Origin of the sequence: Streptomyces sp. TLI_185 (genome assembly GCF_003814765.1) — a bacterium.
Classification (GTDB): domain Bacteria; phylum Actinomycetota; class Actinomycetes; order Streptomycetales; family Streptomycetaceae; genus Streptomyces.
This window is the reverse complement of the sequence record NZ_RKRB01000001.1, coordinates 6,801,380-6,824,711: the sequence shown is the minus strand read 5'-3', so window position 1 is coordinate 6,824,711 and position 23,332 is coordinate 6,801,380. Positions and strand designations below refer to the sequence as shown.

28 protein-coding genes and 1 tRNA gene are annotated in these 23,332 nt (G+C 66.6%); 5 read left to right on the top strand and 24 right to left on the bottom strand.

Annotated elements, in window-relative coordinates:
- Window positions 1-36: 36 nt before the first annotated feature.
- From lysA to EDD92_RS31640, 3 genes are all read right to left on the bottom strand, one after another.
- Window positions 37-1,428, bottom strand: a complete 1,392-nt coding sequence (gene lysA, locus EDD92_RS31650) for a diaminopimelate decarboxylase (protein WP_123967480.1) — start codon at window positions 1,426-1,428, stop codon at window positions 37-39.
- Between the two features lie 16 nt (window positions 1,429-1,444).
- Window positions 1,445-2,431 (bottom strand): ArgS-related anticodon-binding protein NrtL, encoded by a 987-nt coding sequence (nrtL, locus tag EDD92_RS31645; RefSeq protein ID WP_123967479.1) that lies wholly within the window; start codon window positions 2,429-2,431, stop codon window positions 1,445-1,447.
- A gap of 99 nt (window positions 2,432-2,530) precedes the next feature.
- Window positions 2,531-3,001: a PleD family two-component system response regulator gene (locus EDD92_RS31640; protein ID WP_123967478.1), complete on the bottom strand. Its 471-nt coding sequence runs from the start codon at window positions 2,999-3,001 to the stop codon at window positions 2,531-2,533.
- Between the two features lie 177 nt (window positions 3,002-3,178).
- Here EDD92_RS31640 and EDD92_RS31635 point away from each other — a divergent pair.
- Window positions 3,179-3,250, top strand: a tRNA-Arg gene (locus EDD92_RS31635).
- A 516-nt stretch (window positions 3,251-3,766) separates the two neighbouring features.
- Here the strand turns inward: EDD92_RS31635 and EDD92_RS31630 are convergent.
- From EDD92_RS31630 to EDD92_RS31540, 19 genes are all read right to left on the bottom strand, one after another.
- Window positions 3,767-4,555, bottom strand: coding sequence for a GAF domain-containing protein (locus EDD92_RS31630; protein WP_185124189.1), 789 nt, complete (start codon window positions 4,553-4,555; stop codon window positions 3,767-3,769).
- Between the two features lie 173 nt (window positions 4,556-4,728).
- Complete coding sequence (locus EDD92_RS31625) at window positions 4,729-6,168, bottom strand: tyrosine-type recombinase/integrase (protein WP_185124188.1); 1,440 nt, start codon at window positions 6,166-6,168, stop codon at window positions 4,729-4,731.
- Window positions 6,165-6,356: an AlpA family transcriptional regulator gene (locus tag EDD92_RS31620; protein WP_101400676.1), complete on the bottom strand. Its 192-nt coding sequence runs from the start codon at window positions 6,354-6,356 to the stop codon at window positions 6,165-6,167. The genes EDD92_RS31625 and EDD92_RS31620 overlap by 4 nt, the downstream gene beginning before the upstream one ends.
- Before the next feature lie 315 nt (window positions 6,357-6,671).
- Entirely contained in the window at window positions 6,672-8,201 is a 1,530-nt protein-coding gene (locus EDD92_RS31615) for a YfjI family protein (protein ID WP_123967476.1), read from the bottom strand.
- 172 nt (window positions 8,202-8,373) lie between these two features.
- On the bottom strand, window positions 8,374-9,291 hold the full coding sequence (locus EDD92_RS31610) for a bifunctional DNA primase/polymerase (RefSeq protein WP_123967475.1): 918 nt from the start codon (window positions 9,289-9,291) through the stop codon (window positions 8,374-8,376).
- Window positions 9,292-9,375: 84 nt separating this feature from the next.
- Window positions 9,376-9,858 (bottom strand): hypothetical protein, encoded by a 483-nt coding sequence (locus EDD92_RS31605; RefSeq protein ID WP_123967474.1) that lies wholly within the window; start codon window positions 9,856-9,858, stop codon window positions 9,376-9,378.
- Window positions 9,859-9,870: 12 nt separating this feature from the next.
- Window positions 9,871-10,614 carry a hypothetical protein gene (locus EDD92_RS31600; protein ID WP_260326874.1) on the bottom strand — a complete coding sequence of 248 codons (744 nt, stop codon included), beginning with the start codon at window positions 10,612-10,614 and terminating at the stop codon, window positions 9,871-9,873.
- Between the two features lie 47 nt (window positions 10,615-10,661).
- Window positions 10,662-11,255, bottom strand: coding sequence for a hypothetical protein (locus EDD92_RS31595; protein WP_123967472.1), 594 nt, complete (start codon window positions 11,253-11,255; stop codon window positions 10,662-10,664).
- A gap of 14 nt (window positions 11,256-11,269) precedes the next feature.
- Window positions 11,270-11,464 (bottom strand): hypothetical protein, encoded by a 195-nt coding sequence (locus EDD92_RS31590; protein WP_123967471.1) that lies wholly within the window; start codon window positions 11,462-11,464, stop codon window positions 11,270-11,272.
- Complete coding sequence (locus EDD92_RS31585) at window positions 11,461-11,736, bottom strand: hypothetical protein (RefSeq protein WP_123967470.1); 276 nt, start codon at window positions 11,734-11,736, stop codon at window positions 11,461-11,463. Before EDD92_RS31585 ends, EDD92_RS31590 begins: the two co-directional genes overlap by 4 nt.
- Window positions 11,737-11,877: 141 nt before the next feature.
- Window positions 11,878-14,103 carry a cell division protein FtsK gene (locus EDD92_RS31580; RefSeq protein ID WP_185124187.1) on the bottom strand — a complete coding sequence of 742 codons (2,226 nt, stop codon included), beginning with the start codon at window positions 14,101-14,103 and terminating at the stop codon, window positions 11,878-11,880.
- A gap of 80 nt (window positions 14,104-14,183) precedes the next feature.
- Window positions 14,184-14,513 carry a hypothetical protein gene (locus tag EDD92_RS31575; RefSeq protein WP_123967469.1) on the bottom strand — a complete coding sequence of 110 codons (330 nt, stop codon included), beginning with the start codon at window positions 14,511-14,513 and terminating at the stop codon, window positions 14,184-14,186.
- The gene (locus tag EDD92_RS31570; RefSeq protein ID WP_185124186.1) at window positions 14,507-14,677 is read right to left on the bottom strand and encodes a pRL2-8; all 171 of its coding nucleotides are present in this window, start codon (window positions 14,675-14,677) and stop codon (window positions 14,507-14,509) included. The genes EDD92_RS31575 and EDD92_RS31570 overlap by 7 nt, the downstream gene beginning before the upstream one ends.
- A 2-nt stretch (window positions 14,678-14,679) precedes the next feature.
- A complete protein-coding gene (locus tag EDD92_RS31565) occupies window positions 14,680-14,994 on the bottom strand; it encodes a hypothetical protein (RefSeq protein WP_123967467.1) in 315 nt (104 codons plus the stop codon).
- A 2-nt stretch (window positions 14,995-14,996) separates the two neighbouring features.
- Window positions 14,997-15,377, bottom strand: coding sequence for an RRQRL motif-containing zinc-binding protein (locus tag EDD92_RS31560; RefSeq protein WP_123967466.1), 381 nt, complete (start codon window positions 15,375-15,377; stop codon window positions 14,997-14,999).
- Window positions 15,377-16,372, bottom strand: a complete 996-nt coding sequence (locus EDD92_RS31555; protein ID WP_123967465.1) for a DUF2637 domain-containing protein — start codon at window positions 16,370-16,372, stop codon at window positions 15,377-15,379. Before EDD92_RS31555 ends, EDD92_RS31560 begins: the two co-directional genes overlap by 1 nt.
- The gene (locus tag EDD92_RS31550) at window positions 16,369-16,656 is read right to left on the bottom strand and encodes a hypothetical protein (RefSeq protein ID WP_123967464.1); all 288 of its coding nucleotides are present in this window, start codon (window positions 16,654-16,656) and stop codon (window positions 16,369-16,371) included. Before EDD92_RS31550 ends, EDD92_RS31555 begins: the two co-directional genes overlap by 4 nt.
- Window positions 16,657-16,782: 126 nt before the next feature.
- Entirely contained in the window at window positions 16,783-17,232 is a 450-nt protein-coding gene (locus EDD92_RS31545; RefSeq protein ID WP_123970635.1) for a DUF3307 domain-containing protein, read from the bottom strand.
- 5 nt (window positions 17,233-17,237) lie between these two features.
- Window positions 17,238-17,468 (bottom strand): hypothetical protein, encoded by a 231-nt coding sequence (locus EDD92_RS31540; RefSeq protein WP_123967463.1) that lies wholly within the window; start codon window positions 17,466-17,468, stop codon window positions 17,238-17,240.
- A 588-nt stretch (window positions 17,469-18,056) separates the two neighbouring features.
- Between EDD92_RS31540 and EDD92_RS31535 the strand changes: the two genes are divergently transcribed.
- Both EDD92_RS31535 and EDD92_RS31530 read left to right on the top strand, forming a co-directional pair.
- Window positions 18,057-18,824 (top strand): helix-turn-helix domain-containing protein, encoded by a 768-nt coding sequence (locus EDD92_RS31535; RefSeq protein ID WP_123967462.1) that lies wholly within the window; start codon window positions 18,057-18,059, stop codon window positions 18,822-18,824.
- Window positions 18,824-19,297 (top strand): NUDIX domain-containing protein, encoded by a 474-nt coding sequence (locus EDD92_RS31530; protein WP_123967461.1) that lies wholly within the window; start codon window positions 18,824-18,826, stop codon window positions 19,295-19,297. Before EDD92_RS31535 ends, EDD92_RS31530 begins: the two co-directional genes overlap by 1 nt.
- Here the strand turns inward: EDD92_RS31530 and EDD92_RS31525 are convergent.
- Both EDD92_RS31525 and EDD92_RS31520 read right to left on the bottom strand, forming a co-directional pair.
- Window positions 19,285-19,854 (bottom strand): HD domain-containing protein, encoded by a 570-nt coding sequence (locus EDD92_RS31525; protein ID WP_185124185.1) that lies wholly within the window; start codon window positions 19,852-19,854, stop codon window positions 19,285-19,287. The two genes, EDD92_RS31530 and EDD92_RS31525, sit on opposite strands and share 13 nt — an antisense overlap.
- Before the next feature lie 11 nt (window positions 19,855-19,865).
- Complete coding sequence (locus EDD92_RS31520; protein WP_123967459.1) at window positions 19,866-20,312, bottom strand: GntR family transcriptional regulator; 447 nt, start codon at window positions 20,310-20,312, stop codon at window positions 19,866-19,868.
- 177 nt (window positions 20,313-20,489) lie between these two features.
- Here EDD92_RS31520 and EDD92_RS31515 point away from each other — a divergent pair, with 177 nt between their 5' ends.
- Window positions 20,490-21,239, top strand: coding sequence for a hypothetical protein (locus EDD92_RS31515; RefSeq protein WP_123967458.1), 750 nt, complete (start codon window positions 20,490-20,492; stop codon window positions 21,237-21,239).
- Window positions 21,236-22,840, top strand: a complete 1,605-nt coding sequence (locus EDD92_RS31510) for an AAA family ATPase (RefSeq protein WP_123967457.1) — start codon at window positions 21,236-21,238, stop codon at window positions 22,838-22,840. Before EDD92_RS31515 ends, EDD92_RS31510 begins: the two co-directional genes overlap by 4 nt.
- The last annotated feature ends 492 nt before the right edge of the window (window positions 22,841-23,332 follow it).

Genomic DNA, 23,332 nt, shown 5'->3' with positions numbered 1-23,332 from the left:
GGAATATCCGGTTGCCCGTTCCTTATCCGACGTCTCTTATCCGACGTCGAGACGCAGGAGGTCCTCCTCCGTCTCACGGCGGACGATGACGCGAGCCTCGCCGTCGTTCACGGCGACGACGGGCGGACGGAGCACGTGGTTGTAGTTGCTGGCCATGGAACGGCAGTACGCACCCGTGGCGGGCACGGCGACGAGGTCACCCGGTGCCAGGTCGGAGGGCAGGAAGGCGTCCTTCACCACGATGTCGCCGCTCTCGCAGTGCTTGCCGACGACACGGGCGAGCATGGGCTCGGCGTCGGAGGTCCGCGACACGAGCGCGACGCTGTACTCGGCGTCGTAGAGCGCGGTGCGGATGTTGTCCGACATACCGCCGTCGACGGAGACGTAGGTACGGAGGTTGTCGAGGGGCTTGATGGTGCCGACCTCGTAGAGCGTGAAGGCCGTCGGACCGACGATGGCGCGCCCGGGCTCGACGGAGATGCGCGGGGTGCGCAGCCTGGCCGACTCGCACTCCCGGGTCACGATCTCGGTGAGCGCCTTGGCGATCTCGTGCGGCTCACGGGGATCGTCGTCGCTCGTGTACGCGATCCCGAGCCCACCCCCGAGGTCGATCTCGGGCAGCTCGACGCCGTGCTCGTCACGGATGTCCTTGAGCAGCCCGACGACCCGGTGCGCGGCGACCTCGAACCCGGACATGTCGAAGATCTGCGACCCGATGTGGCTGTGGATCCCGATGAGCTCGAGCGAGTCGAGCTGGAGCGCACGGCGGACCGCTTCCGCCGCCTGCCCTCCGGCCAGCGGGATCCCGAACTTCTGGTCCTCGTGGGCGGTGGCGATGAACTCGTGGGTGTGGGCCTCGACGCCGACGGTGATACGAATCTGCACGCGCTGCCGCTTGCCGAGTTCCTGCGCGACGTGGGCGACGCGGACGATCTCCTGGAAGGAGTCGAGGACGATCCGCCCGACACCGGACTCGATGGCCCTGGTGATTTCGTCGACGGACTTGTTGTTGCCGTGGAAGGCGATGCGGTCGGCGGGCATGCCGGCGGAGAGCGCGGTGGCGAGCTCGCCGCCGGAGCACACATCCAGATTGAGCCCCTCCTCGTGCAGCCACCGCACGACGGCACGCGACAGGAACGCCTTCCCGGCGTAGAAGACGTCGGCGTCGGCCCCGAAGGCGCTGCGCCAGGCCCGCGCCCGGGCCCGGAAGTCGGCCTCGTCGAGGACGTAGGCGGGGGTGCCGTACTGCTCGGCGATGGTCTTCACATCGATACCGCCGACGGTGGTCACACCGTCCTCGTCGCGGGTGACCGTCTGGGCCCAGACCTTGGGGTCGAGGACGTTGAGGTCGGTGGGCGGGGCGGAGTAGTGGCCCTCGGGGAGGACGTCGGCGTGACGGGGCCCGGCGGGGTGTGCAGAACGGCTCATCTTCTTTGCTGGCTCTCTAGAGGTGTTGGGGTGCGTCGATGCCGAGCAGGGACAGGCCGCCGGCCAGCACCGCCCCGGCGCCTTCGGCGAGCGCGAGCCGGGCACGGTGGGCGGCCGAGGGTTTCTCGTCGCCGCGCGGCAGCACCACGGGAAGGACGGCGAGAACGGCGTCGGCGACGGTGACGAGGTGCCGGGCGAGGCTGTCGGGCGTGCGCTGCGCAGCCGCGCGGGCGAGAACGCGGGGGTGATCGGCGAGGACGGCGAGCAGGGCGGCCACGTCCTCTTGTACGTGCTCCACGTCTCCGGGCTCGGGGGTGAAACCCAGGTCGGCGGCGTTACGGCTGAGGGCCCGGGTGCGGGCGTGGGCGTAACGGACACGGAAGAGAGGGTTGCTCTCGCGCTGGACCAGATGATCGGCGGTGATACGGGGCCGGTCGTGGGCGGCGGGGTGCAGAAGCGCCCAGCGGGCGGCGTCGGGACCGAGGAGCGCGGGGTCGTCGGGGGCCGGGACGGGCCGGAGGTTCACCGGCTCGCCGTGGTCGACCTCGACGCGGCCGCCCTGGGAACCGACGATGCGCACGAGGGCGTCCGCGACGACTTCCGCCCGGACCTCGTACGGGATACGCAGCTCGACGACCTGCCCGGCGAGTGCGTCACTGTGACCGTACGCCGTGCCGTCCCGGAGGATCTCGCGCGTCAGGGCCGCAGCGGTCGCCCCTGCCCCGTGCAGGCTGATGTTGATGAACCCCGGCCCGGTGACGACGACGTCCTCGACGCCGTCCGTCCGGGCGAGGTGCTGCTGCAGGATCTCGGCAACACGCCGGGGCGGCTGCCCGGCGGGCCGGGCGAGCTGCAGGGCGATGTTGGTGGCGTAGTCGCCACAGCCACCCGGACCGGGCGGCACCACAACGGCCCGTTGCGGCACGGCCACGCTCAGCTCCCCCTCGTCGACAGCACGACGCACCGCGCGCAGCACGGTGCGGGAGAGCTCGACGGGGGTCACGGCACAAGCGTATGGGAGGAGGGGGGTGGGTAGGCGAGTTGGTTTGGCGAGGGTCCGGGATGTGGACGCGGCGCGTGGACGGCAGGACGTCCGCCCGGATCAGCCGCCGGCCCGCCCGGCCCGCTCGGTCTCACCGAACCCGAGAACACTCCCGAGCCCGGCCCCACCGCCCTCTCCCCTGCCCCTCCCGCTCCTCCTCCGCTCGATCAACTGCTTTACGAGACAGACGAGTTCGGCAGGCTCGAACGGCTTGGCAAGGAAGGCGTCGACCCCCACATCCAGCCCGGTCTCGACCTCGTACGGCGTGCAGGCGCTGACGATGGCAAGGGGAAGGTCACGGGTCAGCGGATCGGAACGAAGCCGGGAGGCGGTCCGCAGCCCGTCCAGTCGGGGCATGACCACATCAAGGGTCACGACGTCGGGCCGCACCTGATGAACGACATCCAGACACTCGGCACCGTCAGCCGCGGTCACCACCTCGAAACCCTCCAGCTCGAGATTGACCCTGATCAGCTGCCGGATGACCTTGTTGTCGTCCACAACAAGCACCCGGCCCGACGCGCCTGGCACAACTCGAGAGTAGGTCCGGACCGGCCACCGCGTCCGGGTTTTCCCTACTTCTGGCCCTTGCGGGGGACGGGGCTCCGCCGGCCACCGGAGCGCGCGCCGACGCCGGAAACCCGTTCATGAACACCCCGGATGAACTGGTAGTGTTCTACCCGTCGCCGCGCACAGCGCAGCGGACACGCCCCCGTAGCTCAGGGGATAGAGCAACGGCCTCCGGAGCCGTGTGCGCAGGTTCGAATCCTGCCGGGGGCACTCGCCGAGGATCAGCAAGAATCAAGCGCTGACCAGGGCGGATGCCGACATAGAAGAGCGGGGCCCAGTCTCACTGGGTCCCGCTTTTTGTCGTTGGTGAGCACTGGTCGCGATAGACCTGCGATAGACGGCGACGCCGTGAGAAACGGGCGCACCGACGCCTGGCGCGTAGACCGATCTGAGCGCCGTCACTTGCCCGTCCGGCCCACCGTCTGTGCGCCCAAGTCAGCAAGACGGACGCATGGAAGAAGATCGCCGACGAGAACCACTAGCCCCGAGATTGAAGCCCGAGAGCGAACCTCCACCAGGGGTGAGCCGCCTCATACCGCGCCACCTCCCGATCAACCGCCTGCGCGGCACGTGCTCTCACAGCCTCAAAATATTCCTCGGCCGTAATGTCTCCGGAGGCTGCCTGATGGGCCTTGATCGCAATGTCCCGCTCAGTGATCTCATCATTGAGATCGCTCCCCCGCTGCGGGGTGGTGGCCTGCGCCATGGCTTCCTCCAGGTGAGTGCCTACTTAACGGGATTTTGAATGCTGTGCACGTGGGCCAAGCCGGTAGCCAGGATGACGGCGAGCATACGCAACGCTTGACCATCCGTGGAAGTGAAACTCGTAGCGTCCTTGGAGTCGACCGCCAGCAGCCCGTATGCCTTGTCGTCAGTGTAAACAGGTATCGACACGAAGCTTCGGTAGTGTTCCCCGCTTGCCCGCCCGCGTGAGGTCTCCTTCTTCACATCCTTGAGGATGTCTGGAGAAGGTGTGTCATGGGCTGCAGCACGCACCCAGGCAACTACATTCCGCTCCGGGCTCACGTCAGGCTGAAACACATCACGAGGCCTCGGATCCTCCCGTCGACCTCGCTTGTCAACGTACCGGAGAGCATCCCCATTGAACTCGTATATGACGGATCGGCGCTTCTCTCGATCCCTGCGGGGGTAGGGGCCGCACGCCTCCCTTGCGGTCTCCAGTACCGAACTCCGCAAGCGATCTAGCGCCGATTTTGCTGATGCCTCATCAACTGACTTGCAAACAGCTGACAGAGACTCAAGCACCAACAGCCCGGAGCCGTACACGCGCTCAAATGCCTTGTCGGCAGCATCGTGGTACCCACCAGCCCGCTGGCTGCTCAGTGCCACTCTTACCGCGTTGGCAAAGGTGACGACCAAGGCGTACGCGAACAGATTGATCCACTTCGCCGTACCACTGGTCAGCGCGACCGCCGGACCAGCGCCAAACAACGCCACCGTGAGTACAACGCCGGTCGCGGGATGCAGCAGCCACACTTTGAGGTTCTGCCTCACGCCTTTTGGTCCTTCTATGGGCATAGTGCCCCCCAGAAACCTGTTGGCGAGCCTTTCACCCTAGATGTTCGATTTTACCCGTATGTCGCATCTCTTCGCTCGGGAGAGTCCTGCGGGGGTAGCAAGCTTTCGCCCGCAGTCCTGGGCCCCACGAGGCCCAGGACGTGGCTCTGCTACCCCCAGCCAAGCTCTTGTTCGATCTTCTTGTTCATGGCCTCTTCCTGGCCGTAGATGCACCCCTCATAGACGCGGTGGATCACCTCGGGCGAGTTGCCGACCCGACGGGCGACCTCGGCCACGGGCACGCCGGCGTTCAGCCATGTCGTGATACAGGTGTGCCGCAGGTCGTACGGCCGACCCCCGAGGATGGATGCCTGAAGGTCCGGCGAGAGTGCGTACTCCCGAGCATCCCGCCACACACGCCAATAGGTGCTGCTGCCCACGAGACCGCCCCGCTCGTTCGTAAAGAGCCGCCCGTCCTTGGCCGTGCCGAACTCCTTCAGGTGGGCGCGGAGCATGGCCACGAGCGGCGGCGGAATCGGGACCGGCCGGTCTTCCTTCGCCTCCCTCGACTTCAGGCCGCGCTTATCGTGGCGCTCTCCGCTGTCTGTCCACTGCTTGCCAGACACGGGGTGGGTGTCGTGGAGCGTCAGAACGCCCCACCCCTTCTCTGGGAGGAAGCAATCAGCCTTCCTGAGCCCCACAGCCTCACTCGGACGGAGCCCCGCGAAGTACATGACCGCGTAGAAGCCCACCAGGCGCCGGCCCTTCTTGCGATCCCATGTCCCGACGTACGAGACCGACGCGAGGAGTTGAGCAGCCTGCGTCTTGTTCACGAGAACACGGGGGTCCACACGGTCCGATGAGGAACTCTTCACTTTCTTGAGGGCGGTGAGTGGGTTCTCCGTCAGAAGCTTGCGCTCGATGGCGTATTCAACCGCCGTGTTGAGCGCGCGCCGCCGACGACGGGAGGTCTCCCCCGCGGCGGGGGTGCCGTCCAGTTTGAAGGAGATCCGATACTGAACATCGCGGAGAATCTTCGGGTCTTCCAGCGAGGAGACGAGAAGCGATTTCTTGGAGATCCACCCATAGGCGTCTTCAAGTTCCTCTGGCGGGTCAAGTTCGGCGTTCTTGGGAATGACCGCCCACCGGAAGGCGAGGCGCAGCTCTTCCGGTGACGGCATCTTCTGTTCCTGCTCCACCAGGGCCAGCGTCACCGCTGCGAGCCCGTCGGCGATTCCCTCACGGGTCTTGGCCGCAGCGGTCGGCCAGCGCATCGCCATGTACTCGCGGCAGAATGCGAACCAGGGAAGTTCCTCACGGACTTGCTCCGCAGTGGCCTCAGCCCGTACCTCGGATTCAGGCAGACCGTCGGCGATGCGGAATGCCTCGCCGCGGCGCATTGCCTGCCACAGTTCAGATCTGCGGCTCTCTGCGAGAGCCACCGTGGCGAAGGTGGCACTGTTGACCTTTCCTCCGACTTTCCAACGGAGTTGGTAGGGACGCGTCTTGCTCTGCGCCCTGGCGACTTTCCACAGGCGCACATCGAGCGAGAACCCGTCCGGGGCCGAGCGGTTGTTCTGCTCGGCCCCGTTGTCGGTGTCTTTCGTCACGCGCTCTCCTCCAGCGTCTGGAGCCACCGACTCAGTTCGGACCTACGGATTCGCACCGCGCCGTTCGGGAGCTTGATGGACTTCGGGCCCTTCTTGTACTGCCGCCAGCGGTAGAAGGTCGCTCGCGGTACGCCTATCTCTTCGATCACTTCGGGGATGGTCAGCATCTCGTCGCGGGGCTTGGCCACGACTCCTCCTTGGGCGAGAGAGCAAGGGAAGGTGGTGGGACCAGCCGAGAGCCGCCACAGAAACCACGAAAACCACAGAAACCCTGGATTGGTGGGCTGACCTGCGGTGATGCCGCGCGGTGGGAGCTGCCACAGAAATCGCGGGAAGTTCCACAGAAATAGGTGGCCGGACCGGTGGTGCCGGCGCCGGGTTATTTCTGTGGCTTCTCGGTTGGTTTCTGTGGCAGCGCTCCGCGAGCCCCTGACCGGGCTGTCTGTGCTGGTCAGGGGCTTGTCAGGGGTATTTCTGTGATTCTGTGGTTTCTGCGGCGGGGGTCAGGCGGTCGGGTCGGTCAGGCGGGGGTGGATGAGGTAGCGGGGGGAGGGTGGCCGGCCACGTCCTCCGGTGCGCTGGACGGCTTGGGCGCGCACGTAGCCGTGGTCTTCCAGCAGCGCCAACACGGGGTCGAGGTCGTTGGCGGTGCGGAACTCGGAGCGGGAGAGCTTGACCATCAGGTCCCGCTTGCTGACCTCACGCCATCCGTGGGTGTGGAGCACTTCCAGCACGGTGCGGGCGCGCTCGACGATGCGGTCGGCGCCCATCGAGTCGAACGCGGCGAGGCTGTGGCTGATGAAGTACTCCGCCAGCGCGATCGCATCACGCATGGTCGCTTCCGCCACAGGCACCATGTGCCCCTTGGTGAGGTGTTCGGCGAGGTGGAGCAGGGCGGCCATGCGCGCGGTGGCACCGACCAGCTTGCCGCCCCAATCGCCGATCTGGCCCATGATGCCGCCGCGAGCTTCCAGCATCGGTTCCACCCGTGCCTGAAAGGCTTTCAGGGCCGCGACGGCCTCGGGGGTGAGCTGGATGAGGGCCGGATCGGTCCACTCGGCGAGGAACAGCGTCAGGTCGAGGACGTGACGCCGATAGGTCTCCATCACCTGCTCGGGGATGGGCTCCGGCTCGATCTTGCGGCGGCCGACCAGCGACTCGGGAACCGAGTAGAGGAACCTGCCGAGCAGGCCGCGGCCCTTGAACCCGTCCTGGCGTCCGATGTCGTCCAGGACCTGCGGCTGCACGCACAACCCCATGGTGAGGGCGGGGTGTTCGATGTATTCCTCGCGGGTCTGCCGGTCGACCTTGAGCCGGTCTCCGGCGTGGCCTTTGAGGAAGACGCCCATGTTGGGCTTGCCGGAGTAGCGTCCGGCGATGATGTCGAAGATGTCGCCCTCCGCGGACATGACGGAGATCCGGCCGCCCTGCTCGGCCATGCGGGAGGTGACGGTCTCGGCGGTGGTGTCGTCGGCGAGCAACTGTGGTTTGGCCGGCACGCTGACGCTCTCCGCGGTCTGCGCCAGCGCGATCGCAGTGGAGACCAGTTCGTCCCGCTCGTCCGCGCCTGCCGTGGCTGCCTTGGACGCGGCCTTGTCGGCTGCCTCCTTGGCGAGCCGGGCGGTCATCTCGGCTTCCACGATGGCCGGTTGGGTCAGCGTCCGGAGTTGCTGTTCCGCCTCGTACAGCGGGTCGGTGAGCAGCCCGAACACGGCGGATTTGCGGTTGGCGGGCGGCAGCGAGACGACGACGTAGAGGTTGGTGGGCTCGCGCCAGTGCCCGCGCACCTGCACGACCGCCCTTCCGCCCGCCGCGGTGGCGAGCACGGACAGGGCGATGCATCCGGCGAGGTCGACGGGGGTCTGTGTCTCCTCGGCGACCGCGGCCACGAACTCCCGCAGCCACCCCGGAAGGGAGGCGGTGGGGAAGGGGGCGAGCTTGCGGGGTCCGGCGAGGGGAACGGGGTCCTCCCACACGGGTGCGGGCGGCTCGTCGAGGGTGGGCAGTCCGGCCCACAGGTCGGTGTTGTCCACAGGCTATGCGGTCATGAGGCTGCCCTCCCTTCGGTGGGATCGCCGACGTGCGGGTCAAGGCCAAGAGCAGTGCGGACGCCTTCGGCGACGTTCCTTCGGTCGCCTACGGTGACCCGTAGTGCGGCCTGTGTGGCGTTCCGAGGCTGTTTCAGGGGATTGAATGGCTTATAGGTCATGCGGCGCCCCTCTCGGCCGCGGTGAGCCCATTGGTGACCGCGCGGCGGGCGTAGGGCTCGGGGACACCGACCGAGATGGCCGCGGCCACGATCTCTTCCCCGATCACGTCCAGTCCGCACGGTCCGGGGCAGCCGGTGTGCTGGGCGGCGAGGAACCGGGCGACGCCGAACGCCTGTGATCCGGCACCGGATTCGATGCGGGAGCGCACGAGGGTGAGGCCGCGTTCCAGGCCGGTGCGGACGTAGCCGTCGGTGTGGCGGCATCCGGTGGCAACCGTCCGGTCCCACGTGGCGCGCTCGGGGAGGGAAGAGACCACATCCCCGCGGGCGGGGGTGGTCTCTTCCTTCACCACCAGGGCGCGGACGGCCGACGGTAGATCGGCCGTGCGGCCGACGCCCGGACCGAGCCAACGGGCATACGACATCGCGGACTTGATGTCGACCCCTGCCCGAACCGCGTTGTGCGAGCCCATGACGCCCCGGTAGATCCAGTGCTCACCGCGCGTCGTCGCCACGGTTCGGGTGGCGGGCAGGGTCTCGCGGGCCCAGGAGACGGCCGCCGCGTTGTCGAGGTCGACCACGGTCAGCCCCGCTCCTCCGGGGTGGTAGCCGACGCACACGGCCCGCTCCCATGCCGCCACCCACAGCGGCGAGGTGATGACGTTCCGGTCGGTGGTGGCAGCGGCCCACGCGTGGCAAGGGGCGGGGCAGCGGCAGGTACCCGCGCGCTTCATGTTCGGCCGCCCGCCGCACGCGTTCTTGGCGCACGCGCGGCAGTTGCCGAACGGCACCTTCCCGTCCCGCAACGGCAGCACTGGCACACCGGCGGTGGCCAGCTGGAGGGCGGTCTGCAGGCGGCTCGTGTCGGGGTGGTTCCAATCGAGGGGGAGCCGGGTCTTGCGGGCAGGTGTCATGCTGGAGGTCTCCTGTTTCTGTCGAAGGGACGGAGAACCGGGGCGGTCGCGGTCTTTGGCGAGAGGCGACCGCCCCAGCCATAGCTAGTGGTGCCTGACCCAGTGGGCGTATTCCTGGCGGACGTAGCCGCGGGGGTTGGCGAGGGTGTCAGCCGCGATGGTGGAACCGGCCTTGTCCGTGTGGAGAAGGCGCAGAGCTGCCCCTACAGCGGTTTCGGTGGCGTCGCCGTGCGGTTCGTCAGGCTCGTCCAGGAGCGCGATGCGGTCGAGTAGGGCCGCTTTGCGCAGGTAGAAGTCCCGTTCCAGCGCCGTGAAGCACTTCGTGGCGGCCAGGGTACGGGCCGTCCATCCGATCTCGCTGATGATGCTCGGGGCGAGCGCGTACGCCTCTTCCGGCGTCGGCCACGGTCCCGGCTCGGTGCGGTGGTCAGCGGTGACGTACAGGCGGGTACGCTCACCGTCGCGGGTGGGGTAGGTGCGCACGGCACCGGTGGCGAACGCGCCACTGAGAGCGGTGGTGACGTGCTCGGTGTCGGCCGGGTCACAGATGATGCGGATCTCGAACATGACTTCCTTTCGTCAGGCCGCGTCGAGGAAGGGCTGTTGCCAGGGCGGCAGGCTGGCCAGGACGCGGGTACGCCAGCGCATGGCGTAGTCGATGCAGTTGGCGCAGTTCTTGTGCGTGTGGCCGGGCAGCGGGGGCCTACGGCGGGCGTGATAGCTCCACGCGGCGGAGTCGGCCGATGCGAGCAGGTGGCCGACCCGTTCCAGTCCCAGCGTCTTGAAGCCGAAGCCGTGCAGCTTCAGCCCGCGCGCGGCCATCGCGGTCACGATCGCCGCTCCCTCGCGGGTGGACTGCAAGCGGCAGACCGAGCCGAGCCCCACCGTGGGTTCGCGGGTCAGGTCGACCCCGGCACGCTCGTACAACTCGGCACACGACTCGTAGTCCGCGACCGTCCGGCCCTGAAGGACAGGGGCTATGCGCAACTCCGGGGCGAGGGAGCGCAGTTCGAGGAAGTTGGCGACAGTGCGGCGGATGTGCTCCGGCACGCTGAGATGGGTGCCGACGAACACGTTCGGTCCGGCGGTGCCCCCGTGGATGATGAGGTCTTCGCACATCCAGTCCTGCGGAGCGGCCCAGTCATACGGGCCGACGCATTCCCAGATACGGCGCAGGTCCTCGATGTACTGGCGCGGGGAGCGCGTCCAACGGCCGTGTCGCTGGAGCTCCGAGAACCCGCCCGAGTCCACCGCGTACGGACCGCGCGCCGCATCCAGCTTGACCGCGTTCACGAAGTGCTCGGACTTCAAGAACAGCGGCACCCTGGTCAGCCGAACCCAATGCCGCTTATGGGTGGTCAGGTAGAACCTCACCGATCCCCCCGCGGGATCTCCGGGAGTCCCGCGGCTTCCAGCGCCTTGGGGTCGAAGCCGGGCAGCGTGGAGCGGGTGACGAGTGCCTGTGCGAGCTGTTCGGCGTACGCGGCTCCGGTGCGGGCGACCTCGATCTGTGTCGTGGCGCGCAGGGTCTCGACACGCTCGACGTGGGCGTACTCCTCGCGCCGCTCGCTCGTCTGCCGCTCGTACGCGACGGTCTCGCGGCGGTCGTGGCGCCAGTAGCGGGCGGCGAGGCCGTAGGCGCCGGCGGTGGCCAGGGACCACAGCAGCAAGGGCAGCGAGAGCCCGTCGGCGTATCCGGCCACGCCCGCGAAGGCGAGCGCCCCGGAAGCGGCGAACGCGGTCCCCACGAGGACGGAGTCACCGGTTGCGTTGCCCGCGGCCACGCCCGCGGCGGCGGCCCCGGCGGACAGGACGGCCATCAACGCGGCGTTGCCGGTGGAGTGTTCGGCGCCGTTGGCGTTCCAGATCCGGGCGAGCGCGAGCACGGTGGTGGTGGCGAGGGCGGGCGCGGCCTTGGGCGCGGCGGCGGCGAGCCAGTGCCGCGCGACGATGGGTTCGTTCACGAGTACTCCTCGGGTCAGTTGCCGAGCTGGGACAGGAAGCGGGCGAAGGACGCCACCAGGTCGTGTATGGGGCCGTAGGCTCCGGTCCCGGCGGTGAAGAAGCCGAACAGGAACAGCAGCACCGCACCGCCCGCGTTGGCGGCTCGGGTCTTCACCGCGATGACGGAGGCGATGCCGAAGAGCAGCACGGCGGAGATGGTCAGGGTCATCGCGAGCCCTCCGGGCGCGGGGTGTCGGTGCCCGCGCGGTAGATGCGGGCCCAGCGGTTGTAGAGCCAGCGGCCGACGCGTATGCGCTTGCCCGTGGCCTGGCAGCGGCGGCAGTCCTTGCCGCGCTTGAGCCGTCCCTTGCGGTCGGTCTTGAGCTGGTGGCCCATGCCGCGGCACCTGCGGCAGTTGCCGAACGGCGAGGCTGCACACACGGCGGCGTAACACAGCGTGACGCCAAGCAGGAGCGTGATAGCGAGCAGGGTGAGGGTCATGAAGTGCCCTTCCAGGCGGGTTTCAGGGGTTTCCGCAGGTGGGCTGCTATGCGCTAGCGGCCTGATCAGGGATGGTTTGGGCCGCTATCGGGGCCGCTATCGATAGCAGGGTGTGGCGCTATCGATAGCGGCCCCGCAGACTCAGCCCGCGTCCCGCTTTCCGTCACGCTCCGCAATCGCTGCGGTGACGTGGGAGCGGTCGATCCCCCGCTTGTTGGTGAACTTGCCCTCGATGCGGCGCCCCACCTGGACGGTGGAGACGCCGCGCGGCTTCAGGGCCGCGGCGAGCGCGTCGGAGTCCCAGCCGTCGTAGACCTCGGGGCGCAGTTCGGCGAGCCGCGCTACGACGGTCTCGGACCACGCCTTGGTCTCCTTGGCGGGGACCACGGCGAGGATGTCGGCGAGCAGGTCGTAGCCGGTGCTCGCGTCCGTCTCCGGCTCCTCCCCGAGCGCGTGCCCGGACAGCAGTCCGGCCAGCTCACGGGCCTTGCGAGCGCGGGCGGCGATGCTGTCGGCGCCGGGCCCGTCGACGTACACCGAGCCCACGATCCGGGCGTCCGAGCCTTCACCCACGAAGTAGTGGATGCCCTTGTCGCCCCAGGCGAACATGGTCGCCCGCACGCCCCGCTTGTAGGCGGACGTGCCGAGCACCATGTCGTTCTCCAACTGCCCCATGACCTTCAGGCACCAGCGCGCCGACGCATTCGCGCTGATGCCCGTGGGCAGCGCCTTCGCGTCCGGTCGCTGGGTGGCGAGCAGCAGCACGATACCGGTGGCCGGACCGCGCTTGACCAGGTCGGTAGCGATCTCCTCGAACTCGTCCTTGTGCTTGGGGTGTTCGAAGAGCACCTGGCACTCGTCCACCCCGATCACGATGGGGTGCAGACCAAGGGAGCGCTTGTCGGCGAGTTCGCTGGTCACCTTCGACTCCGGGCAGATGTCCCGCGGAAGCGAGCGGATCACCTTCGTGCGACGGCGCAGTTCCTCGCGCAGCGCCCGGAAGTCCTTGAGCGCGTACTCGATGGCCTCGTCATCGTCGCCCGCGGCGTGCCGGTGCGAAACGGCGTTGCCGACCGGGTCCAGATCGCCGGTGCCCTTCATGTCGTAGGTATGCAGCTCAGCCCGCGGATCCAGCGCGGCGATCAGCAGCAGGAGGCGGAGCAGGAACGTCTTGCCCATGCGCGGGATGGCACCGATGATGCCCGCGATGTACATCAGAGTGACCTCGACCCAGCGTCCGCGCTGGTCGGTGCCATAGGCGACGGGCTTGAACAGGTTCACCGAACCGCTGGTCAGCAGCGGCCACTTGGGCTTGCGGGAGGTCGACATGTCCTGATCGCCGACCCACAGCACCAGGTGCCCGGTGTGCTCGTTCGGTACCGCCTCGGGCCACACACACCCGAGCGGCCTGCGCAGACCGGAGGCGAGCCGGTCGCGCCGCTCGATGACGTCCGTGACCGTGACGCCGTACGGGAGGTTGCCCTCCGCACGCCAGCCCGGACCGTCCCGCGTGATCGGGGCGGTGAACTCGAACCCGTCACGGCCCTTGCCCTGCGCCTGGTTGATCGCGGGAATGCCGAGCGAGCCGAGCGCACGCAGCACAATGTCACTGGTGAGCTTGACCGCCTTCGGGAGCTCCACCGCACGGTGGATGACCGGGTCGTCCGCCTTGCGTCCGGCGAACCCGAGCGCCATCACGACCGCGCTCACCGACACCGCCTGAAGCCAGTCGGGGGCAAGGACGTAGATGGCGAGCGCGGAGCCGAGCCCGATGAACATCGCGAGCACGGCCACGAGGGTCCGGAGTCGGACCCGACCATCACGCTGCCGCGACAGCTTCAGGTACTCGGCCGCGTCCTCGCGTCGGACCGCGGCGAGGCGGACCGGTTCGCCCTCGCGGTCGGCCACCCACCGCAGGGTGCCGCCCAGGAACTTCGCGGCCCCGGACGGTGCCTGCAGCGTGAGCCGCGCGGCGTAGACCGGCGTGCGCAGCGCGTGGTAGCCGACCGAGTGGGCGTAGTGGCGGGCCACCCATCCGGTGGCGGTCTTCAGCTCCGCCGTGGACTTCAGCCACGCCGGAACGACGTCACGGCGCTGCGCGGCGAGCAGCCGACCGAGGTAGCCCGGACCGGCCGCCTTGGCGGTCGGAAGGTCGACCAACCGGCGGGCGGTCGGGTCGCCCGATTCGGCAGCCGACCGACGGTTCTCGGGGTCGGCCGACGGGTCGGAGTCGGGTCGGGTGGTCGGGTCGGCCGACTCGCTGCGGGCCGATCGCGCCTTGTCGAGGTCGACCACCTCGCCGCCGGAGTCGGCCATTTCGGCTTCCAGCCGGTTGAAGAGTTCGTTGTCGTCGTCGGGGTGCTTCACTTAGATTCCTTCCACTTTCGGGTGTGAAAGAGAGCGGGTCCGGCCGACGCTGTAGGAGGTGAGCGGCCGGGCCCGTGGGGTTACATGCCGGGCGGGAGCGCGCTGCCGTGGGGGAACTCGAAGACCGTGACCAGGACTTCAAGGCCGGGATCCTCGACGTAGGCAACGCGGGTGTAGATGACCGTCAACGGGGTGCCTTCGCGGCCGGTAGTCGGATAGGAGCGGACGTCATGTCCCCAGGCCCGGCGGCGGCTGACCGTGAACCGGGCGTAGGACGCCGGGATCACGCCGTGCACGCCGAAGTTGCTGCCGGCCAGGCAGACGACCCGCGCGGAGTCGGAGGGTAGCGGCCGACCGAGCGAGTCACCCGAGCCGCGGAAGTGACGGGTGATCCGTTTCAGGTTCACCACCAGCTCGACTTCCTCTTGGGCACGAGGTACGGGCAGCCGTTGTTCATGTGGTCCAGGCACGGCCGGCAGTCCTCGCGGGGGCGGAGCCTGCGGTGGATGCTCCGGTCGTGGGCGTGCTGCCAGCACTGCGGACACTCGCCCGGAGGCGTCTCCCGTGCAGCCATGGTCACCACCACCCCGAAGACTTCTTGGCGGCCTTGGCGGCGGCCTCGTTCACGATCCGCTGCCGCTCCCTCTGCAACGCGGTCAGCTCCGCGGTGAGTCGGGACTGCACCGACTGCCACAGCGTCTCCAGCTTCCGTTCCGCGCGGCCGGTGCTCTTGCCTCGGACGACCTTGTACGAGCCTGCGGCGAGCGCCCGCAGCACCGCCCGCCGCTCCTGGCCGGTCAGCGGCCACATCTCTTCCTTGCGGACCGCTTCGAGCTTGCGTTCCGTCTGCCGGATCTCGCGGTCCAGGCGGCTGGTGTTGGGCTTGGCCATGGTTAACCCCTCCTCGGGGTGTCGGAGAAGGCGCAGGGCACGCACAGGCCGATCGAGGTCGGGATGACGTATCCCGCGTCGGTGCGGCACTGCGGGCAGGTGCGGCGTGCGCACATCGCCTTGGCGAGCGCGGCCCGCTTGCCGGGCGTCATCGGCCGCACGGGCTTGGCGCGGTCGATGCGGTAGAGGTAGGCGACCAGCGGGCCGCGGCGGTAGCGCGGGCGTAGCACCTGAGCCGCGATCGGCTGACCGCCCGGACGTAAGCCGCGGGCGCGCAGTTGGCGGCGCGTGGCGAGCCCGTCGGGGGCGTAGCGCCACGGGTAGGTGGGGATGCCGTACTGGCTTCCGGCCGGGTCGTAGCACTTGCCGAATGCCGCGGGCATCAGGCGGCCTCAGCCTCGGTCGCCTCGCCCTCCGCGTCGTCCACGGAGTGCAGCGGGCAACCGTCGGCGCGCTCGGTCTTCAACGCGTCGCGCAACGCACGGGCGTTGGTTGCCGAGCAGTGCACCGCGGCGCGGATGCGGTCCGCGGTCAGCTCCGCCTGGGTCCATTCCGCGGTGACCGTGCGCGCCTCGGTCAGCAGCTCCTCGAAGGTGCGCTGTGCCTTCACCTTGGTCTTGGTGGCGGTTTGCCGGCGGGGGCGCGGCTTGGGGGCGGCCGGGGGTTCCGGCGTGTCCGCCGGGGGCGGGGCGGGGGTGGTCTCTTCGGTGGTGGGGGCGAGGTCGCCCATGCGCAGCATCACGCGCTCGCGCCGCGGGGTCTTGGACCGCCACTTGCGGCCGTACTGCTCGCGCAGGTCCGCGCGAGCCAACTGCCGCTCCTTCTCCCGCGCCAGCGCCTCGGTGTAGGAGGTGACCTCCCACAGCGTCATGCGGCGCCACAGCGCGAAGGTGGAGGGGAAGGCGAGCAGCCAGCGGGAGAACCGGATCTTCTCCATCCGACGGCCGGTGGCTGCGCCGATCCGCACGGCGTAGATGTGCGCGCCGATCTCGGAGAACACCACCCACAGCAGCGGCATCGTGCCATGCGCGACCTTGGCCGACAGGGAGTGTCCGGCCGCGATGTTCAGCCCGCACGTGATCAGCGTCAGCGCCCAGGGCACGAACCGCACCCACCCAAGCGCCATATCCATGCGGATCAGCAGCAGATTGGCGACGGTGAACACCGGAATGGCCACGTCGATACCGACCGGCAGCATCCACGGCGAGTGGAAACCCCAGCTCAGCGCGGCGGCGGACACCGCGTCGAAGGAGGAGATCAGACCCAGCGCGCCGACCGCGGCGGCAGCGAACGCGCCGACTCCGGCAAGTCCAAGCTCGGGGCGGGTCAGCGGCGGCACCCCAGGCGCGGGCGCCTGGGGGGCGGGGGTGGTGGTCATGCCGCAGCCCCCTTGCGGGCCGTGCGGCGGCGGGCGGGACGGACCAGGGAGACAACGTCGAACAGGTCCGGGTTCTCCTCGATGACCTGCGCAGCGACGCGGATCAGGTCGTCGGGAAGGTTCGGGTTCTCGGCGAGGATGTCGCGCGCCGCGTCCTCGCGGGCCGCGCGCTCTTCGTCCGTCTCGCCCGCGACCCCGAGCCACAGCTCAACCGGGGTACCGAGCGCCAGTTCCGCGAAGTCCTCGGTAGAGATGGCCTGTTGGCGGCCGATGTAGGTACGCATGGCAGTTCTCCTGACATCGAAGGGAAGCCGGGGCGGTCGCGGTCTTTTGGCGAGAGGCGACCGCCCCGGAAGACGAGAGCCGCACCGCAGACGGGGGGCGGGGTGGTGCGGGGTGAGCGGGGAGGGTCAGACCGTGGCGATGATGAGCGCGGCGACCAGCAGCCACAGGTGATGGAAGGACTGGTCAAGCGCGTAGGCGCCGGTCCCGATGTGCGGGTTGTCGTCGCGGCCGGCGCGCGGAGCTCCGAGCCGGTAGAACTCGCCCTTGCCGGTCACCCTGGCCAGCCACGCCAGCGTGCTGCGCCGGTCCGCCCACCAGTGCGTAACCGCGTCGATGCCGAGCCCGGCGAGGATGCCGAGCACCGACATGCGCAGGTCCAGCAGCCAGACGACCGGCAGCAGGACCACCAGCTTGGTGGCCGTCAGGGTGGCGACGTGCCGGGCGTCGGCGAGGCAGCCGACCCAGCCGGGGCGACCCTTGTGCGCGGCCTGGTGGGAGCTCTGCACCCAGTGGTCGCCCACGCTGTGCGCGACGTACAGGGCGACGAACACGGCGGCGAAGGTGGCAGCGTGCACGGCGGTCACCGGCACTCGTCGCGGGACTGGACAAGCTGAATGGCCAGCCGGGCGAAGTGCGCAACGGCGTCGAAGTCCGCGAACGTCACGCCGTAGGTCTCGGCCGCCTGAAGCATGCCGTGAAGGATCGAAGCGGCATCGGCCACCTGAGCGGCCGTCGGCCGGTGACCGGGGGCGAACTCCATGGCGGCCGAACCGATGCGGTGAGCGATGTTGTCGAGGTCGCGCTGATTCACGGATTTTCTCCTGGTGTCGAGGGACTTGAAGTCGAGGCGGTCGCGGTCCTTGGCGAGAGGCGACCGCCTCGCGGAGCGTGGCGGCGGGGCCAGAGACGATCCCGGCTCCCCTCAGCGCTGCTCGTACGAGACGAGCAGCGGAGGCAACCGGCCGCCGTGCCAGAGCGCGGCGGCGAGGTGAGGTGGTGCGTTGTCTCCTTCATCGCGACCGCGCTCCCGTGTCAGGTAGAGCTGTCCGGCCTCGAAGTAGGCGTATGGAGACGTGACCTTGCGGTCTAAGCCCTCCGGTTAATGCCAAGGCGCCGGGTCGCCTCCCCCCGTCCGATGCGGGGCTCCTGGTCGTGCGCTCGTTCGGGTTGCTGCCGCGACCCGAACGAGAGGAACATGTATTACGTGTTCCTCATCTTGCAGAGAGAGGTTCGCCCCGTCAAGCCCTTCGGCTGTTGGAGGTCTGCGAGCCCCTCGCGCTCGATGTACCTACAGACTGGCGTCGGCAGCGACGACGTTCGACTTCGCGGTTGCGCGACTCAGGTCGTCCTTAGCTACCGTGAAGTCGAACCAAGTCGTCCCAGGAAGTCGGAGGTTGGTGTGGCTAACGAGCGACTGCGCGGCGCGATAGTGGACTTGGGCCTGACGCTCGATGAGGTCGCCGAACGACTCGGGGTGGCGGCCAAGACGGTCGAGCGATGGATCAACGAACCTGAGCGCAAGCCATACCGCCGCTTCCAGTTCGCAACAGCATCGCTGTTGAGGTGCGAGGTGTCGTACCTGTGGCCGGACGAGCGCACGTCAGCCGAGGTCGCGGCCGCCGGCAACGCGGAGTTGGTCAGGCTCTATCCGCACCGGTCCGTCGTGATGCAAACCCTCTGGACCAGTCTCTACTCCAAGGCGACCCGTCAGTTCGACCTGTTGGTGTACTCCGGGTTCTGGCTCACGGAAGACGCGTCGTTCCACCGCATCGTGAAAGAGAAATCAGCCGACGGAGTGCCCATCCGCTTCATCCTGGGGGAGCCCACCTCGCCGGCCGTAGCGGTGCGCGGCGAGGACGAAGGGATCGGTGCGGCGATGGCTGGCAAGATCCGGAACGCCCTCATCAACTACGGCCCACTCTTCGGCCTTCCCGGAGTGGAGTTCCGGCTGCACAGTACGACCCTCTACAACTCCATCTATCGGGCCGACGACGAGATGCTGGCGAACGGGCACCTCTACGGCGTCGGCGCCTACATGGCACCCGTACTGCACCTGCAACGCGTGCCCGGCGGTGAACTCTTCGACGCCTACGCTGAGAGCGTTGAGAAGGTCTGGGAATCGGCCCGCCCCATCTCGTCACCTGCCGATTGGGAAGGCACTGCCTGATGAGCCGCATCGACTACTTCCGCGACCCGAACGCTCCTCACGCCAACTCTGTGGTGCCCTCGGTCACCGCGGTCGTCCGAGACGACGCGGGGCGGTTGCTGCTGATCCACAAGACGGACAACGATCTGTGGGCACTGCCCGGCGGTGGCCACGACATCGGCGAGCGCATCGGTGACACAGCCGTCCGTGAGGTCGCGGAAGAGACCGGCATTGACGTTGAAGTAGACAGCATCGTAGGGCTCTACACCGACCCTGAACACGTGCTTGCGTATGACGACGGAGAGGTCCGGCAACAGTTCTCCATCTGCTTCCGAGCCCACCCCATCGGCGGTTCCCTGCGTACGAGCAGCGAGTCAAAAGAGGTCCGCTGGGTTGACCCAACGGACCTTGACGGATTGGACATTCATCCGTCGATGATGCTGCGCATCCGCCACGGTCTCGACGACACGCGGCGAGAGCCCTACATCGGCTGACTGTCAGCAGAGACCTGTGCCAACCGACCATCAACACGCTTCGCCGCCGCGTGGATCTCAGGTGCCGCGCGCTGGATGAACCGTCCGACGATGGTGTCCGGGCCGTACCGCTGCACGATCTCGTCGAGCCGCTCGGTCGAGGTGGTCGGCGTCCCATCGGGCGTCGTCGTCATGTCGCAGTACAGCAGAGCGTCGACCAGGTCCGGACGCTCTAGCTCGAACTCCCCCTCTAGCTCCTGCCTCAGCCCGCGCTCCTCGGCTTCCAGCAGGGCGCAGGAGTGGTGGGCCACGAGACGAACGACCCGCTCGTCTGCCTTCTCCTGGTCTCTGAGGAACCGCGCACCATCCAGGGGGTGAAAGCCGGTCGTGGCGATGGCCGGCGAGTACCCGATGTCATGCAGCACTGCCGCAGCTTCCAGCAACTCCGCATCGTCCCCCATGATCGGGCCCAAGGAGCGAGCGCGCTTGGCGACCCCCAGCGAGTGCGCCCACCGACGCGGGAGCGGATCGGACAGCAGCGATTCGGAGAGCGAGTACGCCCACTCAGTCAGTCCCATGGCGGCCAAGACTACGGCTGGACGGTGGACGTCGGGAGAGCGCGCACTGTTCGCCCCTTCCCATGAACAGTGGTGAGCAGACCGTTCCCCTCCATCTGAGCGAGGACGCGACGCACAGCCGTACGAGAGGCCTCGAACCTCTCGCACAGCTTCGCTTCGGATGGGTAGGTGTCGCCCACTGAGAGCGCGTCATCTGCGATCACGCCCATCATCCGCTCGGCAAGAGACCGACGATCGCCACCTTGGGCTACGCGCCACCCGATGCCGGGCGCCGACTCAACGAGACCGTCGGCTTCGAGAATCTTGAGGGCTCGACGGATTGTGTTCCGGCCGACGCCGTGCGAGCGCATCAGCTCAGCCTCGGAGGGGAGAGCGTCGGTCCCCTCCCTCTCTGCGATCTCGGTTCGCAGTGCCTCCGCAATGACCAGGTAGGTTCCACGAGGACTGGCCTCCGGCACTTCGGCTCCTCTCGCCTCGCTCCATTGCTCCAGGCCAAGGATCCCACGACCCTGGAGCACGCGGTGGGTCCTCTACCCCAACTCGCGCTCCTGTCTCCTACTCCGTGCAGGAGAGTTAAGGGGTCCGACCCCAGCAGAAGCAGCACCAAGGAGTGGCCGCGGTGCTACATTACTATTATGTCGCAGCGAAGCGCCGAAAATGCTTCGAGCGTTGAAGAAACAATGCTCAAGCTACATAAGTCGTGCAGGGATCACATCGAGCAAGCAACGAGATCAAATGAATCTGAAATAAATCGGGTTCTGCACCTTGAAGCCGATCTCGCCGTATGGCTCGAAGTGCTGGAATCACAACCAGAAGTGCAGCAGCTTCAATCTGCGCATCGCGACTTCGGATTCGCATTCTATGCCGCCATAACCGGACTTTACCGTCAGGCGTTCTCCAGCCTTAGGTCATTCCTCGAAGTAACAACCGGAGCGGCCTATCTCAGCGCCCTGGAATTCAAACGTCGTCAATGGGTAAGTGGAAAGATAGACATAAGCTGGTCGGCAATTACTTCGCCCGACGATGGTTTGTACTCGGCGCCGTTTCTCAGAGAGTTCTGCCCCGAAGCACTCGACGAACGAGAGGAGATGCTTACCAGCCTCAAGAAGGCTTACAGGAGATGCTCTGAGTACATACATGGAAACATCCCAACTTCCCAACTGCTGCCCACCGAGATCTCATACCGAGACGACATCACCAAGGAATGGCTGTCCGTTGCAGACTCTACCCTCACTGCAACAATTCATTTTTTGATGGTTAGATACTACAAGGATCTATCTCAAAGCCAAAGAGGGCCCGTTGAAGGCTCCCTTGAGGATCATTTTTCACATCTGATCTCCGCAAGAAAACTGCTTGGTCTTCCGCTGGAGGAAGGAACATCGTGAGCGCGAACGAACTGCACTTCCGAACGGAAGACCTCACACTAGAGGACGTCGGCAATTATTTTGTCGAAACAGAATTTGACCGCTCGACGATCAATGACCTGAAAAGCAAGAAGACCGTCGTCCTTCAAGGCGCACGCGGCGTCGGAAAATCCTTTCTTCTGAAGGTCGCCCAGAAGGAGTTGGATGAGGAATTCCCGGCATCCAAGACCCTAGCCGTATATGTGACTTTCAATAAAGCCGGGCTCCTCCAAACCTCTGACGCCCAACAGTTCAAGCATTGGATGCTAGCAAAAATCTGCAATAGGGTCATCCGTGAGGCGCGGAAGAAGGGTGTTCTTCAAAGTCAGAGCAGTGTCTTTGCGCAACTCTCAAACGGCCAAAGCGACGAAGCCGTCGCCTCTCAGCTAGAGACCCTTTGGAAGAGTCTGGAAGACGCCTGGAAGAACGAAAGTGCTCCCGTCGAAGCCAACTCTGGGATTGACCCGGAGATGATTAAGGATGCGGTCGAGGACCTGTGTGATCAGACAGGTTTGGGAAGAATCGTGCTACTCGTCGATGAAGCGGCACATGTCTTCATTCCCGAGCAACAACGTCAATTCTTTACCGTAATGCGTGACCTGCGGAGCCCATACCTCTCGGTCAAGGCTGCGGTATATCCAGGCGTAACGTACTTCGGCGACTCTTTCCAGCTGAGTCACGACGCAGAATTGATCAACGTTAATCGCAATATCCTGGATCCAAGCTACCTCGGCTCCATGCGGGAAATTGTGATCCGCCAGGACGCTTCGCTGGAGGCATCAATAACCAGGAATGGGGGAATATTCGACGCTCTAGCCTTTGCCTCAAGCGGTAATCCGAGAACTCTACTCAAGACAATTTCAGCCACAACATCACTGAACACGAGCAACGCACAGCGCGTCATGAGGGAGTATTACCGCGACACCATATGGAGCGAGCATTCCTCCCTAGGCGATCGATATATTGGCCACCGAGCCGTGATCGATTGGGGTCGCGAATTTCTGCAACAGCATGTAATCCCTATGTTGAGAAGGAGGCAGCGCCAGACAGGAGATCCCGACAAGCGAATATTTATATGGATCCATCGTGATGCCCCTGCCGCCGTAAAGGAAGCACTTCGCCTTCTCTGCTACAGCGGAATTCTTCACGAGGCCGGGAGCGGGTTGGTTGCGACTCGTGGCCTCACTGGAACCAGATACATGTTGAATATCGGCACACGGACCGGGCCTGAAGCCGATCCAGTAACCGCAACGAATTGGCTACGTGGATCCATATCGATCAAGCGGATGGTCGAATTTGGGGCCAACCATGAACTCTACGAGAGCATCGCTCGACTTGATGTCGAAAAGATGGACGAAGAGCGGCAAGAATTCATCAAATCACAGCTTGGCCGGACAGTCGATGAGCTAGATATGACCGCTTTTGCCCGTGGGCGGCTCAGGGAGCTTGGTTTCGATACGGTGGGCAAGATTCTCGCAGCCTCCGAGAAAGACTTTCAGCAGGCAAAATGGGTGGGCCCGGTACGGTCACGTCAGATGATGAACATAGCAACGGCAGCGGTGATGGAGTACCTGTCCGGCTGACACATGTGAGTGCTGCTAGCAAGTCACGGCGTATACAGGCCCGGGCCGGCACCTCGGCTCCCAGACCTGAGTGCCTAATTGCGTGACAATAACCGCGTACGGCGGGCGCACGTCCACGCATATTCAGGAACAGTCGGCCTAGGTCAGCGCAGTGATTGCCGCTAGCCCGATCACTGCCAAGCTTGCTTCGGGACGAAGAGGTCGTGGTACGCACAGCCGCATCCCGGGACTCAGGGGCAACCAGCTCGCAGACTCTGTGCATGACATGCGATAGAGATCCCGCATCCGGTCGACGGCATCCGACATAGATGCAGGTCAAAGCGGGTTTGGGCCGCACTCTAGGCATGCCCTCCGGAGCCGTGTGCGCAGGTTCGAATCCTGCCGGGGGCACCCTGTATGAGGTGCCCAAAGACCCCGTCACCAGCGGAACCGCTGAGGCCGGGGTCTTCGCGTATGTGCAGTCGTATGCCACTCTGAGCGGCCCTATGTCAG

Bases quoted from the DNA above. Each gene is read 5' to 3' on its own strand.
- EDD92_RS31610 (WP_123967475.1), bottom strand. From the start codon at position 9,291: ATGACACCTGCCCGCAAGACCCGGCTCCCCCTCGATTGGAACCACCCC.
- EDD92_RS31555 (WP_123967465.1), bottom strand. From the start codon at position 16,372: ATGACCACCACCCCCGCCCCCCAGGCGCCCGCGCCTGGGGTGCCGCCG.
- EDD92_RS31560 (WP_123967466.1), bottom strand. From the start codon at position 15,377: ATGCCCGCGGCATTCGGCAAGTGCTACGACCCGGCCGGAAGCCAGTAC.
- EDD92_RS31565 (WP_123967467.1), bottom strand. From the start codon at position 14,994: ATGGCCAAGCCCAACACCAGCCGCCTGGACCGCGAGATCCGGCAGACG.
- EDD92_RS31515 (WP_123967458.1), top strand. From the start codon at position 20,490: ATGTCGCAGCGAAGCGCCGAAAATGCTTCGAGCGTTGAAGAAACAATG.
- EDD92_RS31585 (WP_123967470.1), bottom strand. From the start codon at position 11,736: ATGACCCTCACCCTGCTCGCTATCACGCTCCTGCTTGGCGTCACGCTG.
- EDD92_RS31530 (WP_123967461.1), top strand. From the start codon at position 18,824: ATGAGCCGCATCGACTACTTCCGCGACCCGAACGCTCCTCACGCCAAC.
- EDD92_RS31550 (WP_123967464.1), bottom strand. From the start codon at position 16,656: ATGCGTACCTACATCGGCCGCCAACAGGCCATCTCTACCGAGGACTTC.
- lysA (WP_123967480.1), bottom strand. From the start codon at position 1,428: ATGAGCCGTTCTGCACACCCCGCCGGGCCCCGTCACGCCGACGTCCTC.
- EDD92_RS31525 (WP_185124185.1), bottom strand. From the start codon at position 19,854: ATGGGACTGACTGAGTGGGCGTACTCGCTCTCCGAATCGCTGCTGTCC.
- EDD92_RS31590 (WP_123967471.1), bottom strand. From the start codon at position 11,464: ATGACCCTGACCATCTCCGCCGTGCTGCTCTTCGGCATCGCCTCCGTC.
- EDD92_RS31605 (WP_123967474.1), bottom strand. From the start codon at position 9,858: ATGTTCGAGATCCGCATCATCTGTGACCCGGCCGACACCGAGCACGTC.
- EDD92_RS31570 (WP_185124186.1), bottom strand. From the start codon at position 14,677: ATGGCTGCACGGGAGACGCCTCCGGGCGAGTGTCCGCAGTGCTGGCAG.